The sequence below is a fragment of the Mycobacterium mantenii genome (genome assembly GCF_010731775.1).
GTDB classification, from domain to species: Bacteria; Actinomycetota; Actinomycetes; order Mycobacteriales; family Mycobacteriaceae; genus Mycobacterium; species Mycobacterium mantenii.
Genome location: NZ_AP022590.1, coordinates 1349299 through 1364135 on the forward strand (window position 1 = coordinate 1349299; position 14837 = coordinate 1364135).

Genomic DNA, 14837 nt, shown 5'->3' on the forward strand with positions numbered 1-14837 from the left:
CTGTCATAGCGGCAAATAAACCCTGTTGCCGCTCAGGTGTCAATAAGTTGGGCAATACTCGCGGACGTGAACCGCTAGCTTTCGACGGCTGCCATCGACCAGGCCGGCCCCAGCGCCACCGGCAAGGACGACCATCCGCGCAGCACCCGGGTTTCGCGCCTGCTTCCGGCGCCCGCCGCGCGGACCTCGGGGAAGCGATCGAAAAACGTGCGCAATCCGACTTCGCCCTCGGCGCGGGCAAGGGCCGCGCCCAGGCAGAAGTGCCGGCCACCCGAGAACGCGAGATGCCTTCCGGCGTTTTCTCTTTCGATGTCGAAGCGATGCGGGTCGGGGAACACGGCCGGATCCCGGTTCGCGGCGGCCAGATACACCAGCACCAAGTCGCCACGCTGCAGCCTCCGGCCGGCGAGCTCGACATCGTTGAGCGCTAGCCGCGCGGTTAGCTGCACCGGCGACTCCACCCGCAGGATCTCTTCGACGGCGTTGGGCCACAACTCGGGACGTCGTCGCAAAGTGTCGAGGTGCTGGGGTGCGTCCAGCAGCATGCGGATCCCATTGCCGAGCAGGTTCACGGTGGTCTCGAACCCGGCGGCCAGCACCAGTCCGGCGATCGCCTGAAGCTCTTTCTCGTTGAGATACGTTTCGGCAGAGCCGCTTTCGGCGGTCTGAATGAGCTGGCTCATCAAATTGTCGCTGGGGGAGCGCCGCAACTGCTGCAAATGCTCGCCAAGCCAGGAGCTGAAGCCGGCGATCCCGTCCTGCACGCTGCGGTATTGCCGCCACGGCAATCCGATGTCCAGACTCGGTGCGGCCAGTTCACCGAATTCCAGGACACGGCGCCGTTCCGACTCAGGCACACCGAGGATGTCGCTGATGATCGAGACCGGAAGTTGGGAGCAATACCTCCCAACGATGTCCACCACACCCGATTCGGCGGCCAGCCGATCCAACAGCTCGGCCGCGGTCTGTTCGACGCGATCTCGCAGCGCGGCCACGGCCCTGGGGGTGAACACCGCCGACACCGTCTTGCGGTAGCGGGTGTGGTCGGGCGGCTCGACGGCCAATAACGACGGAGCACGCAACGGATGCAGAAGGTCGTCACGGGTACGGCGTTCCAGCCATCGCAACGGCGCCGGCAGATTCGATCCGAAGACCAACACCCGGAAGTCGTCGGACCGCAGCAGCTCATGGGCGAGCGCGTGGTCCGCCGTCAGGTAGGCGACCCGGCCTTTCACCAGCCTGCCCTGGGCGCGGACTTCGTCGTAATAGCCCACCGGGTCGGCGGCGACCGCCGGATCGGCGATCAGCCTGGCCTGGACCTCGCCCCGCCGGACTCCGAGCGCCGCGGCGCCGCGGATGAAGCCGTGCATCGCGAACCAGTGCAATCGCTCCTTCACCGGCCCCTCCCTCGCTCAGATGTCGTGTCGAGCCTAGGCCCCGACCACCTGCAGAGTCAGCACTCGGCGACGATCTTGAAGTCGGTGGTCACCACTTTGTTGGGGTTGCTGCTGTTGATGCCGTACGCGCTGCCCGTGATCGTGTACGCGTCGTTGGTGAGATCGACGTGCGCGTCTCCGACCCCGCCCTGCCAGAAGCTGCCGGTGAATCCGTCGACATTGCGAATCTTCACCCACTGCGGCATCACCCGGTAACCGCTGAGCAGCACCACGGCTTCGACCCCGCCGTCGCGGTCCGGGACGTCGATGGTCCTATACATCTGGTCCTGCCGGCACGCCGGGGGACTCGTCGTGTGAGTGGTGCCGTCGATGGTCAGACGGGCGGCTCGACGAGGAGTCGTCTGCGCCGCGCTACACCCCGCGACGCTGACGACAACCGCCGCCAGGACCAAAGCGACTGTGAGTAAGCGATTTTGCACCAGCCGACCTCCTTACTGCCGCTTCGGCGCTAGCGCGGGTAGGGACTTGACGATGCTGCGTCGCACGAATTCCGGACTCAGCCCTTTGAACAGATCAATCAAGCGAATGCTCTTGGGCACATACCAATGCAACCGCTTCTGATTGTGGTAGGCCTGCCACGCGGTGTCGGCCACGCTGCTTGCCGGCATCAAACGGAACAAGCCCTTCTTGGGTGCGGTGGCCCGCAGTTGCTCAGCCGTCATGGGCGCGCCGCCGTCGTCGGAGTGATTGGTCGTCGTCGTGAGGATGGCGGTGTCGATCAGACCCGGCAGCACGTCGGCGACGCGCACACCGTGTCGCTGCCATTCCACACTCAGCGCCTCGGTCAGACCTTTGACCGCGTGCTTGGTCGAGGAGTAGACGGCCAGGCGGGGCATGCCATAGGTCCCGGACGACGACGACGTCGAGAACATCAGACTGCCCGGGGTCTTCCTGAGATAGGGCAGCGAAGCGTATGCGCCGGTCAGTACCGCTTTGAAGTTCACGTCGACGACGCGCATCGCGGCGTCATAGGGCACGTCCTCGAACCAGCCGGATTCGCCGATGCCGGCGTTGTTCCACATCATGTCGAGTCCGCCACCGCTGTTGCCCGCGCAGAAATCGGCGAGCGCGCTGTCCAGCTCCGCCTTGTCCGTCACATCGACGGCGCGGGTCCACAGCCGATCAGCACCGAGTTCTTCGCTCAGCGCCGCCAGGCCGTCCGGGTTGCGATCAACCGCCCCCACCCGCCAACCCTTGGTGTGGAACAGCTTTGCTCCCTCGCGGCCCATGCCGCTGCCCGCACCGGTGATGAAGACGGATTTCACTTGCGTCAGCCCGCCTCGACCACGTCTTTGATGCGGTTGAGCGTCTTGGTCATGTCCCGGATGTTGCGGCGCTTGCGCAGAAAGCCGCCGAACAACCAGTAGACGCCGAGCCATGGGGCGGGGTTGAGCCGGAACGACTCGGTGACGTCGGTCCCGCTGCCGCTGGGCGCCAGGCGGTAATGCCAGTTGTTGACCGCCCGGTCCCCGAGCAGCACCGTAAAGCCGAATTCGCGGCCCGGTTCGCACGCGGTGACCTTGCACGTCGTCCAATACACCGGGCCCATCTCGTTGCGCCGGACATGACCGCGGAATTTCGCACCGAGAGCCGGGCCGGTCGCGTCGCCAAGCCACTCGGCTTCAAAAACTTCAGGGGAAAACTTTCCGGTGTTGCGGACGTCTGCGATCAGATCCCAGATCTTGGCCGCAGGCGCCGCCATATGAACAGTCGCCGAACCTTCCATGGGCTGATCCAAACACAGCCGGGCGCCGGGTCATAGACCGCAGGTGCGTTTCATCAGTGCGGGACGGCCGCCTGGATCAAGCCGTTGATGATCTGCTTGATGCCCTGCGCCGGGTGCGAGTACCAACCGATCGGAAGGCCCGATTGCGCGCCGCACTTCGGCCAGGCCTCCACACCCTGTTCGGCGAAAACCCGGTTGGCCACGGCGATTTGCTGTTCCCTCGATGCTGCCGCCGGGTTGCCGACACCGCCGTAGCGGGCCCAGGTGCCCGGTTTGAATTGGAGCCCACCGTATTCGCCGTTCCCGGTGTTGGCGTGCCAGTTGCCACCGGATTCGCATTGAGCAATCGCGTCCCAGTTGGGAGCGACGTCTGCGCTCACCACACCTGCGGACCAAGCCATCGACGCTGCAACGAACCCGCCGACCACTACGGACTTGACGAGAAGCTTGCAGAGATATTTCATGTCCAGCATTTCGGCTCGCGTAGCCAAAGCGTTACCTATTCGAAAATGGCGCGAGATATGCCATCTATCTGCGGAAATCGCCTTATTGGCAAGTCGAATGAGACGGTTAGAAATTGGTGAGGAAAAATTAAATTATCGCTGGCAATATGACTGCGTCGCCGATGACAGGGCCTGTTGGTACAGGTTGTCGAGCTGACGGCCCTGGATGACGCTGCCCGTGGCGGCCTGGAGCTGCGCGGCACATTCCGGCGAGTGCAACAGGTCCCAGTCGGCCAAGATTTGAGTCAGCATCATCTGGTTGAGCGCGTCGATCGCTGATCGCGACGCCGACAGGTCCGGCGAGTCCGCTGGAGCGCTTGCCCGGTTCAGCTTCCAGCCGGCGAATCGGCTGTATTCGATCGCCTCGGTGGCAGCGATCTGGTCACCGAAAACCCGGGTCACGTAATCGCGGTCGATGTGTTCGGCTACGGCGTCGTCGCCCAGTCTGGTCAGCTCTTGCTGGACGCGGGCCGGGTCTTCGATGGCGCCGTGCGTGTTCCACTTGTAGGCGGCGACCGGCTCGGCGATCTGCAGCCGCTGCGCGGCCGCGTCGACCAAGGGGGTCAGCGGGCTCGCGGTGTCGGCTCGAGCCGGCGCCACGAGCATCGCCAGGCTGCCGATCAGGACGCCACAGCGCACGGCCACGGCTGGGCGGGGCAAGTGGACCTTTCGGTGCATGACGACGATTCTGGCGTGATTGTGGCCGACGGTCGAAACGCCGGGCCATCGACCCCTTGACGCACTACTGCGCCTGACGGAGTCGTCAGGCGCAGTAGTGACCGCGAGCGGTTGAGGGGTTATCCGCCGCCGCCCGGGGAAGCACCCAGCGTGCCCTGCAGGTCGGGCTTCATGGCGTTGAGCTGGGCTCCCCAGTACTCCCAGCTGTGTGTTCCGTTGGCGTTGAAGTTCCACACCGCGTTGTGGCCGCCGGCCGCGTTGTAGGCGTCTTGGAACTTCAGGTTGCTACTGCGCACGAAGTTCTCCAGGAATTCGGCCGGCATGTTGGCCCCACCAAGCTCGGAGGGCGTGCCGTTACCGCAGTACACCCACAGCCGGGTGTTGTTGCCGACCAGCTTCGGGATCTGGATGGTCGGGTCGTTCCGCGCCCACGCCGGGTCGCTCGACGGCCCCCACATGTCGTTGGCCTTGTAACCACCCGCGTCGCCCATGGCCAGACCGATCAGGCTCGGCCCCATGCCCTGGGACGGGTCCATCAAGGCCGACAGCGAGCCGGCGTAGATGAACTGGCCCGGGTGGTAGGCGGCCAGGATCAAGGCGGAGGAACCGGCCATCGAGATGCCGACCGCCGCGCTTCCGTTGGGCTTCACATTCTTGTTGGACTGCAGGTACTGCGGCAGCTCGCTGGTCAGGAAGGTCTCCCACTTGTAGGTCGAGCAGCCGGCCTTGCCGCAGGCCTGGTTGTACCAGTCGCTGTAGAAGCTGGATTGCCCACCGACCGGCATGACGATCGACAGGCCCGACTGGTAGTACCACTCGAACGCCGGGGTGTTGATGTCCCAGCCGTTGTAGTCGTCTTGGGCCCGCAAACCGTCCAGCAGATACACCGCGGGAGAACCGTTGCCGCCGCTCTGGAACTGGATCTTGATGTTGCGGCCCATTCCCGCGGACGGCACCTGCAGGTACTCGACGGGCAGGCCCGGACGCGAAAATGCATTCGCGGTTGGCGCGCCTCCGGCAAGACCGATCAGGCCTGGCAGTGTGGCTGCCGCCGCTGTGCCGACCAAAAGCCGGCGCCCCCAGGCCCGGACCTTCTCGCTCAGATCTGTCATACCTGCCCCTTGTCGCTGTGGTCAGTGTGATCGTGGTCTCATAGGAATTTACCGTGTGAGTCCGGCAAATGTCGATTGGGACGCGAACGCGTCTCGGTTTGGCATCGCTTTTGGACTTTGTAAATTCGCCACCCGGCACAACCAGGCGGCGACAGGTCCGGTACCCGCTGCACGGCAGCCCAACCCCTCGGGCTGGAAAAGGCCAGCAGCAGGGCCTTTCAGGGCCGAGCCCCGAGGGCTCGCGATACACCGCGTTGCAGAAGCCGTCCCGAAAAAGAAGCCGTCCCGAAAAAGAGGTCCGTACCGGATTCGGCGAGATCGCCACCGGCCAGGCGCGTGTCGCGTGTTTGACCGTTTGGCGGCGTCATCGCCGCCCCGCGACGCCGCCAATTATTTTCGGGGCCGATTAATAATGTGGGTTTTGTTGCCGAAGAGCCGGCGCCTAAATCGCTCCGCGCCGTGGGCCGCTTCGGTCGCCACTGCGACTGGCACCGGGCCGGGCTCAAGAGGCGAACCCGCCGCCAGCCTCGCCGCGGTTTCCCCGCGCCGCCCTTCTCATCTGGCGATTCCAGGGTGATACGTGACCGGGGCAGCCGGACTTGCACCGAGCGCGTAGGCTCTCTCGGAGCAAGCCGATGAAGACCACGCTATCCCGGGTCTGTTCCGGCTCTCACGAATCACCGCGCCTGCGGCTTCATGGTGCGCGTCGGTGCGGCTGAGGGTGTCGGAAGCGCGGGACCGATTGGGGCATAGATTTGGATACGGTTCTTGGCCTATCCGTGACACCGACCACTGTTGGTTGGGTCCTCGCTGAAGGACACGGCGCGGACGGCACCATCCTGGATCACCAGGAGCTGGCGCTGCGCGCAGGCCACGGCGTGCGCGCCGTGAATACCGCCGAGCAAGTAGTAGACGAGGTGTTGCGGGTCGACACGACGGCGGCCGCGAGCGATCAACGTCTGCGCGTCATCGGAGTGACCTGGAACGACGGGGCATCCGCACAGGCTGCGCTGGTGCTGGAGGCGTTGACCGACGCAGGATTCGACAACGTCGTGCCGGTCCGGTATCTAAAGGCCATCGAGACGTTGGCTCAGGCCATCGCGCCCGTCATCGGTTACGAGCAGACCGCGGTCTGCATTCTCGACCAGGACTGGACGACCGTCGTCATGGTCGACACGCACGACGGTGAGACCCAGACGGCGACCAAGCACGTGCGGGGCGGCTTCGACGGCCTCACCCGCTGGCTCACCGGTATGTTCGAGCGCAACGGATGGCAGCCGGGCGGGGTCGTCGTGGTAGGCGGACACAGCGATATCGACGGTCTCTCCTGGGAGCTCGAAAAGACTTTGCCGGTGCCGGTGTTCGTGCAATCGATGGCCCAGGTGACGATCGCGCGTGGCGCGGCGTTGTCCGCGGCTCGCAGCACCGAATTCACCGACGAGCGGCTGGTGGAGCACATCAGCGAGCCCATTCCGGCGCGCACTCAGAAGCGGCAGCTGTCCTACGCCGGAGCGATGACCGCGTTGGCGGCCGGTGCCGTCACCTTCGTCGGCTCGGTGTCGCTCGCGGTGGGCATCCACGTCGGTCCGGCCAGCGCGCACGCCGCGCCGAGGCACGCCACGCGGCCGCCGGCGCCCCAGATCGTCGAGGTCGCGGCCGTCGCGCCGGTTCCGGCGGCCCCCCAGATCAAGCCGCCTGCCCCGCAGGCCAAACCGCCCGCCGGGGAACCGATTTCGGAGCCGAGCGCTCCGGAGGAGCAACCGGGCGCCGATGGCGAACGGCAGTCCGTCGTCGATGGCCGACAGCCTTACCTGACCCGGGTGCTGGAGCACATCCCGGGTGACACCGGCGATCCGGCCGTCGATTCAGCCCCGCGGGCTGCGACTGACCCGCAGCCCTGATTTGCGCTCAGTTGTCCTTTGGGTGGACCGCGGAGAAAGACAATGACACGTCGTCGGTGACCTGGACCGAGCCCATCAGTAGCGAATACGGTTTGATGCCGTAATCGGATTGGCGGACGGTGCATTCGACGGACATCCGCCATGAGTCCCCGAGATCTTCAGTGCGCAAGTCGATCACGTGGTTGTGCGACGCTCCCCGGATCTCCAGCGTGCCGGTCAAGCGGTATCCGTCCTTGGTCTTCTCGATGACGTCTGCGGTGTAACGAATCTCGGGAAACCGGCTGGCATCCAATGACTTCAGGGCGTTGGAACGAGCCAATGTCTTCTCGGTCCCGGACAGCCCTTTGACGCCGCCGTCACCGCGCAGCACTTCCAACGAATCGGTCTCGACCGCAAGCTCGGCGCTGACCGGTTGGGAGTCGGCCCACCTGACGGTGGCGCGCCAGCGCGTCATCGCGATGGTGAGACGATGGCCCATCCGCGCGGCCCTGCCGGTAACACCGGTGCGCAGCAACAATTCACCGTCGGCCGGATCGATGGTCCACAGCGAACCTTTGTCGGAAGTCACGGATCGCCCTGTGTCACATGGTCAAAACGGTGCGGTAATGCGCCCGTCCCTCTTCCAGCGCCGCATAGCCCTCCGCGGCTTGCGACAGCGGCATCTCCTCGATCCACGCCCGCACACCGGACAAGACCGCGAAATGCATTGCGTCCTCGACATCCTTCGCAGTCCCGGAGGGATGGCCGACGATGCTGATGCCCGGCGTTATCAGCTGTAACGGGCTGATCGGCAACGGCTCGGGTGTGACCCCGATGGTGACCAATTCACCTTGGGGGAGGATGCCGCCGACCGTGGCAGCCATGGCCTTCGAATTGCCCGCGGTGGCCAGGACGACCGCCGCACCACCCAAGGCCTGCAACGCTTCTGCCGGGTCGTTGGCTGTGGAGTCGATGTAATGGTGGGCGCCCAATTTTTGGGCATCGTCGGCTTTGCCGGTACCGCGGTTGATGGCGATGGTCTCAAAGCCCATTGCCCGTGCGAACTGCACCCCGAGGTGGCCGAGGCCGCCGACACCGAGGATCGCCACCCGATCGCCGGGCACCGCTTTGGTGTGCCGCAAGGCGTTGTAGGTGGTCACGCCCGCGCAGCCCATCGGAGCAGCCTCGGCGTCGGAAAGCTCGGCCGGTATGCGAGCCAGCGCGCTGACCGGCACGGTCACCGACTCCGCGTATCCGCCGGGATACTGCCAACTGGGCACCTTGCCGTTCTCGCAGTGAATGAACAGGCCCTTGCGGCATTGGTCGCAGCGGTAGCAGCATCCGCCGAACCATCCGACCGCTACGCGATCACCGATGGCGAAATCCTGTACGTCCCCGATTTCGGCGATCGTGCCGGCGATTTCGTGCCCCGGGGTCAGTGGCCACGACATGCCGGGGAATCCGCCGGTGACGAAGTGCGCGTCAGTGCCGCAGATGCCGCACGCGGCGACCGTCAGTCGTACCTCATCGCGACCCGGTGGGGTGGTTTCGGTGTCGACCAGCTCCAAAGCTGCACCTGCGGACGGGACATGGACGGCTCGATGAGTGGGCATGTCCCTAGCTTGTCACCCCTGTGCCTGATGCGCGACAGGACATTCCTGGGCACCGTCGGTGTGGTAGTCGACCTGCCAGTGCTTGATCCCGTTGAGCCAGCCCGACCGGAGCCGTTCGGGCTTGCTGACCGATTCCAGACCGGGCATGGCGTCGGCGATCGCATTGAACATCAGGTCGATGGTCATCCGCGCCAGGTTGGCTCCGATGCAATAGTGTGCGCCGGTGCCACCAAACCCCACGTGGGGGTTGGGATCACGCAGAATGTTGAAGGTAAACGGATCGTCGAACACGTCCTCGTCGAAATTGGCTGAGCGGTAGACCATTACGACGCGTTGGCCCTTTTTGATTTGAACGCCGGACAGTTCGTAGTCCACCAGGGCGGTCCGCTGGAACGAGGTGACCGGGGTGGCCCACCGGACGATCTCGTCGGCCGTGGTGACGGGACGCTCCCGCTTGTACAGCTCCCACTGATCGGGGAACTCGGTGAAGGCCATCATGCCCTGCGTGATGGAGTTGCGGGTTGTCTCGTTGCCGGCCACGGCCAGCAGGATGACAAAGAATCCGAATTCGTCGTCGGAGAGCTTGTGCCCGTCGACGTCGGCCTCGATCAACTTGGTGACGATGTCTTCCCCGGGATTCTGCGCCCGGTCGCCGGCCATCTGCATGGCGTAGGTGATTAGTTCGACCGAGGCGCCCATCGCGTCGTTGCGCGCGAATTCGGGATCCTGGTCGCCCACCATTTCGTTCGACCAGTGGAAGAGCTTCATCCGGTCTTCCTGAGGCACACCCAGCAATCCGGCGATGGCCTGTAGCGGGAGTTCGCACGACACCTGCTGGACGAAGTCGCCGGAGCCCTCGGCCGCCGCGGCCGCGACGATCTGTCGGGCGCGCTCGTTCAGGTCGTCACGCAACCGCTCGACGGCGCGGGGGGTGAAACCGCGGGAAATGATCTTGCGCAGATGGGTGTGCTGCGGGGCGTCCATGTTTAGCAGCACGAACTTGCCCGTCTCGCGCTGCTCGGCCACCGTGCCCTCTTTGTAGCGGGGCAGGGCGGTGTTCTGCAGGCTGGAGAACACATCACTGCGCCGCGAAATCTCTTTGACGTCCTTGTGCTTGGACACCACCCAGAAACCACCGTCGTCGAATCCGCCCACCCCGTTCGGCTGTTCGTTCCACCAGATCGGCGCGGTCCGGCGCAGCTCGGCCAGCTCTTCCACCGGGAGTCGCTCGGCGTGGATGTCCGGATCGGTGAAGTCGAATCCGGGAGGCAGATTGGGGACCGACTTCACGGTTGGCTCGACGGTTGGCATGGCCCGCTCCTCGATGACGAAGTGGTCTAGTCGTCCTTGTGCAAGGAAACCACTGCTGCACCATGGTTGGGAAGCATTGACGCAAGATCACCGGATGCGAATTGGAACGTGTTCCTCACCGGGGGTTTTTCACCGCGCGGCGGGTCTGCGCCGGCGATCGTGGTCGCCCGGCGGAACAGTCTTGTGGCTGACGGTCCGACCGATATGCTTTGGTGCAGGTCACCGGCGACGAAAGGCGGGGTAGAACATGATTCGGGAACTGCTCAGCGCCGCTTCGATAGCGGGCATCACGATCGGCTTGGCGCCGTGCGCGTCGGCGGGCTACGACGGCGACGTACCGGGGATGAACTATCAGGCTTCGCTGGGCGCGCCGTGCGACAACTACGAAAGCTTCATCTTCGGACGGGGGCCAAGCGGCCAGGCCGAGGCCTGTCATTTCCCGCCGCCCAACCAGTTCCCGGCGGCGACCACCGGCTACTGGGTGATGTCGTATCCGCTGTATGGGGTCCAGCAGGCCGGCGCGAAATGCCCCGGCCCGCAGTCCGCGGCACAGTCGGATCGCGGACTGCCGATGCTCTGCCTGGGAGCTCAAGGCTGGCAAGAAGGATGGTTCACCGGCGCAGGGTTCTTCCCGCCCTCGGGGTAACGGTGATGCGCGAACACCGGCAGGTCCAGAATCCGATTCCACGATGGCTGCGCTTCGTGCTGGCCTCCGATCGCGCCGGGTCGGCCTGGTATATCGGGACCGGATTTTTCTTCGCGCCGGTGCTCGCCGTGCTCTCGCCTTGGCCCGCGGTCACCGCCGTGCTGTGGGGCGCCATCGCCCTGGCCGGGTTGTGGCTGGGACTGCTGGGCATCGCCATGGCCATCGGGCTGGCACGAATAATGCGCTCCGGGGCCGAGATTCCCGAAGACTACTGGCGCTCCCTGGTCAACTACTGACCCTCTAGAGTCATATCCAAGTTCTTTTTCAGGTCCCGCAAACGTTAGGAGACTCCGGTGGCGGTCAACCCCAAAGACGCCGTGGACGCAGTCAAGGACATCGCGAGCAACGCCGTCGAAAAGGCTTCGGACATCGTCGAACACGCCAGCGACATCATCCGCGGCGACCTCAAGGGCGGGGTCAGCGGCATCGTCGAGAATTCGATCGACATCGGCACCTACGCGGTGGACCGGACGAAGGAAGTGTTCACCGGCCGCGACGAAGTCGACGACGTCTAGGCGCGACGCCTCCGCGTCAGGCGGAGGCAGCCTCGTTGAGCTCGTCCAGCCGATTGGTGGCTTCCAGGTACTCCTGCACCCAGCGCTCGATGACCGTTGACGTCTTCTCTACCTTGGTGAACTGTCCGACCACCTGACCGACCGGGTTGAACGCCACGTCGACGGATTCGTTCGGGTACCTGTTGGTGGCCCGCACGGCCATCCCGGACACCATGTACTGCAACGGCATTCCGAGCGGCTTCGGGTTGTCGGGCGCCTCCCATGCCTCGGTCCAGTCGTTGCGCAGCATCCGGGCGGGCTTGCCGGTGAACGAGCGGCTGCGGACGGTGTCGCGGCTGCCGGCCTTGACGTAGGCCTCTTGCTGGACCGGGGTGTTCGAGGACTCCTCGACCATCAACCACTGCGATCCGGTCCACGCGCCCTGCGCGCCGAGCGCCAGCGCGGCCGCGATCTGCTCACCACTGCCGATGCCACCGGCGGCGAGCACCGGAACCGGGGCGACCTCCTTGACGACCTGCGGCCACAGCACGATCGAGCCCACCTCGCCGCAGTGCCCGCCGGCTTCACCACCCTGGGCGATGATGATGTCCACGCCCGCGTCGGCGTGCTTGCGAGCCTGCGAAGGCGAGCCACACAGCGCCGCCACTTTGAGCCCGGCCTCGTGGATGTGCTTGATCATCTCGGCCGGCGGGGTGCCCAGCGCGTTCGCGATCATCTTCACCTTCGGGTGCTTGAGCGCCACCTCGACCTGCGGCGTGGCCGTCGCCTCGGTCCAACCGAGGAGCTGCAGGGTGTCGCCGTCGCTGTCCTCGACCGGCACACCGTGGTCGGCGAGGATCTTCTTGCCGAAGTCGAGGTGCTCCTGCGGCACCATTTTGCGCAGCGTCTCGGCCAGCTCCTCCGCCGACAGGTGGGAGTCCATGCCCTCGTACTTGTTCGGGATGACGATGTCGACGCCGTAGGAGTGGTCGCCGATGTTCTCGTCAATCCACTTCAGTTCGATCTCCAGCTGCTCGGGCGTGAAGCCGACCGCCCCGAGCACGCCGAACCCCCCGGCCTTGCTGACCGCCACGACCACGTCGCGGCAGTGGGTAAAGGCGAAAATCGGGAACTCGATTCCGAGTTCGTCGCAGATAGGGGTGTGCATTACAACTCCTGGGAGCTCGCCGAATTGGAACGTGTTCTAGTTTAGTACGTAGCTCACTGACGTGGCTACCGGGCCCTCACCTGCGCCTTAGGACTACGGCCCGTCGTGCACGTCAGATCGCGGTGCTGTTCGCCACCCACAGGATGAGAAACGCGAGTATGCAGGCGGCGCACAGCAAATGGTCGCGGCAGATCGATCGCGCCAGGCGCGTCTGCTCGGATGGGCTGTCCGTGCGGCGCCCGAGTTGGATCGCATCTGGGACGGTGTGTGTCAACGCCAGCATGGTCGGGACGCCGGCGATCGGGGCCGAGGTCACCAGCAGCCAGCCGGGGTCGTGTCCGCGCGCGGCCTGCAGCACAAGCGTTCCCAGCAACGTGAGCATGACGAGCGCGATCAGGCGGTTCATCGGCCGCGATGTGGTGGTGGCGCGGTGGTAGTAGGCCGCGATGGACGCGAGCACGGCCTCGGGCAGTTCGGTCGTGGCCTTTCGGTGGCGAAAGACTTGGATGTCGAAGATCAAGTCCATCCACAAGACGGCGAACAAGAACCCACCGCAGGCCGTGAGCAACGAGACCATGGCACTCACCCACCTCTGATCCGTCCCGGACGCCGTGCCGCAGCGCGCCGCCGCTTGGACCCATTGTTCTCGGTGACGCAAGAGGGTTCTCGGTGACGCAAGAGGCGGCCTGGCGCCGGCGAGCGCCGACCCGACATGTCGGCCGAAACCACCTGTACCACTTTCGTTTCAGTGGTTTCACTGGAGCGTGCCTTGTCGGTGGCCCGCGATAGCATTCGAACATGCGTTCGAGCACCCGTGAAGAGGTCGATGCGGTGTTCGATGCCCTCGAAGCCGCCATGGACCGGGTCTGCGCATTGTCGTTCGACGCATTGACCACCCCCGAGCGGTTGCGGAAATTAGAACGCCTCGAAACGCTGGCGCGTCGCCTTCAAGTGCCCAGCCACCAACTGATCAATCAGGTTGGCGAGCAGTCGGATTCGACGGAGTTGGGTGGCAAGTTGTCCTGGGTGTTGGCCGATCGGCTGCATATCAGCCGGGCCGAGGCCGGCCGGCGCATCGCTGAGGCGGCCGATCTGGGGCCGCGGCGGGCGTTGAGCGGTGCGCCGTTGGCGCCGGTATTGCCGGCGACGGCGGCGGCCCAGCGTGACGGGGCGATCGGGGCCGATCATGTGGCGGTGATCCGGCGGTTTTTTCACCAGCTGCCCCCCGAGTCGGTCGACGTCGAGACCTGCGTGCACGCCGAGCAGCATCTGGCGGCCAAGGCCGGCGAGTTTGGGCCCGAGCAGTTCGCCAAGCTGGCCCGGCGCCTGATGGATTGTCTCCATCCCGATGGCAGCTACACCGACGAAGATCGCGCGCGGGTGCGCGGGCTGGTGCTGGGCACCCAGCAGGCCGACGGCATGTCGCGGCTGAGTGGATGGCTGACGCCGGAAGCCAGGGCCAGTTGGGAGGCGGTGCTGGCCAAGCTGGCCGCCCCGGGCATGTGCAACCCCGACGACGACACCCCGGCCGTGGACGGCGCCCCGTCCGAGGAGGCGGTGCGCCGCGACACCCGCAGTGCCGCCCAACGCCATCACGACGGGCTCAACGCCGCGCTGCGCGCGATGCTGGCCAGCAAACAGTTGGGGCAGCACAACGGGCTACCGGCGTCGATCGTCGTGACCACCACGCTCGCCGACCTCGAACGCACCACCGGCACCGGGTTGACCGGCGGGGGCACCCTGCTACCGATGTCCGACGTCATCCGGCTGGCCCGCCACGCGCATCACTATCTGGCGATCTTCGACAAGGGCAAGCCGCTGGCGCTCTACCACACCAAACGCCTGGCCTCACCCGGGCAACGAATTGTCCTGTACGCCAAGGACCGCGGATGCACCGCACCGGGCTGCGACGTCGCCGGCTACTACTGCGAGGTCCACCACGTCCAAGAGTGGGCCACGACGTACCGCACCGACATCGACCAACTCACCCTGGCCTGCGGACCCCACCACCGGCTCCTCGACAAGGGCTGGACCACCCGAAAACGCGCCAACGGCGACACCGAATGGATCCCACCGCCACACCTAGACCGCGGCCAACCCCGCACCAACACCTTCCACCACCCCGAGAAGATTCTTCGCGACGAAGACGACGAGGGCGAAGACGACGAGCCATAGCGCTGGATCCCTTG

Annotated in this window: 17 protein-coding genes; 5 read left to right on the forward strand and 12 right to left on the reverse strand. The window is 65.4% G+C overall.

The window, feature by feature from the left end; all coding sequences use genetic code 11:
• Nucleotides 1-74 precede the first annotated feature (74 nt).
• The 7 genes from G6N50_RS06085 to ag85B all read right to left on the reverse strand — a co-directional run bounded on the left by G6N50_RS06085 (nt 75) and on the right by ag85B (nt 5476).
• Nucleotides 75-1397, reverse strand: coding sequence for a cytochrome P450 (locus G6N50_RS06085; RefSeq protein WP_083100031.1), 1323 nt, complete (start codon nt 1395-1397; stop codon nt 75-77).
• A 56-nt stretch (nt 1398-1453) separates the two neighbouring features.
• Entirely contained in the window at nt 1454-1876 is a 423-nt protein-coding gene (locus G6N50_RS06090) for a lipoprotein LpqH (protein ID WP_083100033.1), read from the reverse strand.
• A gap of 12 nt (nt 1877-1888) precedes the next feature.
• Nucleotides 1889-2722, reverse strand: a complete 834-nt coding sequence (locus G6N50_RS06095; RefSeq protein WP_083100034.1) for an SDR family oxidoreductase — start codon at nt 2720-2722, stop codon at nt 1889-1891.
• Between the two features lie 5 nt (nt 2723-2727).
• Nucleotides 2728-3201, reverse strand: coding sequence for an SRPBCC family protein (locus G6N50_RS06100; RefSeq protein ID WP_179970138.1), 474 nt, complete (start codon nt 3199-3201; stop codon nt 2728-2730).
• Between the two features lie 35 nt (nt 3202-3236).
• Complete coding sequence (gene rpfC, locus G6N50_RS06105) at nt 3237-3656, reverse strand: resuscitation-promoting factor RpfC (RefSeq protein WP_232068963.1); 420 nt, start codon at nt 3654-3656, stop codon at nt 3237-3239.
• 123 nt (nt 3657-3779) lie between these two features.
• Complete coding sequence (locus tag G6N50_RS06110) at nt 3780-4364, reverse strand: chorismate mutase (protein ID WP_083100038.1); 585 nt, start codon at nt 4362-4364, stop codon at nt 3780-3782.
• 119 nt (nt 4365-4483) lie between these two features.
• Nucleotides 4484-5476, reverse strand: a complete 993-nt coding sequence (gene ag85B, locus G6N50_RS06115; RefSeq protein WP_083100040.1) for a diacylglycerol acyltransferase/mycolyltransferase Ag85B — start codon at nt 5474-5476, stop codon at nt 4484-4486.
• A 755-nt stretch (nt 5477-6231) separates the two neighbouring features.
• Here ag85B and G6N50_RS06120 point away from each other — a divergent pair.
• Nucleotides 6232-7377, forward strand: a complete 1146-nt coding sequence (locus G6N50_RS06120) for a DUF7159 family protein (RefSeq protein WP_083100041.1) — start codon at nt 6232-6234, stop codon at nt 7375-7377.
• 7 nt (nt 7378-7384) lie between these two features.
• Here the strand turns inward: G6N50_RS06120 and G6N50_RS06125 are convergent, their stop codons facing one another.
• The 3 genes from G6N50_RS06125 to G6N50_RS06135 are packed head-to-tail and all read right to left on the reverse strand — an operon-like array spanning nt 7385 to nt 10280.
• Nucleotides 7385-7945, reverse strand: coding sequence for a YceI family protein (locus tag G6N50_RS06125; RefSeq protein ID WP_083100043.1), 561 nt, complete (start codon nt 7943-7945; stop codon nt 7385-7387).
• Between the two features lie 13 nt (nt 7946-7958).
• Entirely contained in the window at nt 7959-8969 is a 1011-nt protein-coding gene (locus G6N50_RS06130) for an alcohol dehydrogenase catalytic domain-containing protein (RefSeq protein WP_083100044.1), read from the reverse strand.
• A 12-nt stretch (nt 8970-8981) separates the two neighbouring features.
• Nucleotides 8982-10280 (reverse strand): cytochrome P450, encoded by a 1299-nt coding sequence (locus G6N50_RS06135; RefSeq protein WP_083100046.1) that lies wholly within the window; start codon nt 10278-10280, stop codon nt 8982-8984.
• Between the two features lie 247 nt (nt 10281-10527).
• Here G6N50_RS06135 and G6N50_RS06140 point away from each other — a divergent pair, with 247 nt between their 5' ends.
• Genes G6N50_RS06140 through G6N50_RS06150 form a run of 3 tightly spaced genes read left to right on the forward strand, consistent with a single transcriptional unit; the run spans nt 10528 to nt 11501 of the window.
• Entirely contained in the window at nt 10528-10926 is a 399-nt protein-coding gene (locus tag G6N50_RS06140) for a hypothetical protein (RefSeq protein ID WP_067834784.1), read from the forward strand.
• A 5-nt stretch (nt 10927-10931) separates the two neighbouring features.
• Nucleotides 10932-11222: a hypothetical protein gene (locus G6N50_RS06145; RefSeq protein ID WP_083100054.1), complete on the forward strand. Its 291-nt coding sequence runs from the start codon at nt 10932-10934 to the stop codon at nt 11220-11222.
• A 57-nt stretch (nt 11223-11279) separates the two neighbouring features.
• Nucleotides 11280-11501, forward strand: a complete 222-nt coding sequence (locus G6N50_RS06150; protein WP_083100048.1) for an Rv1893 family protein — start codon at nt 11280-11282, stop codon at nt 11499-11501.
• Nucleotides 11502-11517: 16 nt separating this feature from the next.
• On the opposite strand, the gene G6N50_RS06155 is transcribed toward G6N50_RS06150, so the two are convergent.
• Together G6N50_RS06155 and G6N50_RS06160 are read right to left on the reverse strand one after the other, a co-directional pair.
• Nucleotides 11518-12648, reverse strand: a complete 1131-nt coding sequence (locus G6N50_RS06155; protein ID WP_083100049.1) for a nitronate monooxygenase — start codon at nt 12646-12648, stop codon at nt 11518-11520.
• Nucleotides 12649-12760: 112 nt separating this feature from the next.
• Nucleotides 12761-13225, reverse strand: a complete 465-nt coding sequence (locus G6N50_RS06160; RefSeq protein ID WP_083100051.1) for a hypothetical protein — start codon at nt 13223-13225, stop codon at nt 12761-12763.
• 221 nt (nt 13226-13446) lie between these two features.
• Here G6N50_RS06160 and G6N50_RS06165 point away from each other — a divergent pair, with 221 nt between their 5' ends.
• Nucleotides 13447-14823 carry an HNH endonuclease signature motif containing protein gene (locus G6N50_RS06165; RefSeq protein ID WP_163650815.1) on the forward strand — a complete coding sequence of 459 codons (1377 nt, stop codon included), beginning with the start codon at nt 13447-13449 and terminating at the stop codon, nt 14821-14823.
• The last annotated feature ends 14 nt before the right edge of the window (nt 14824-14837 follow it).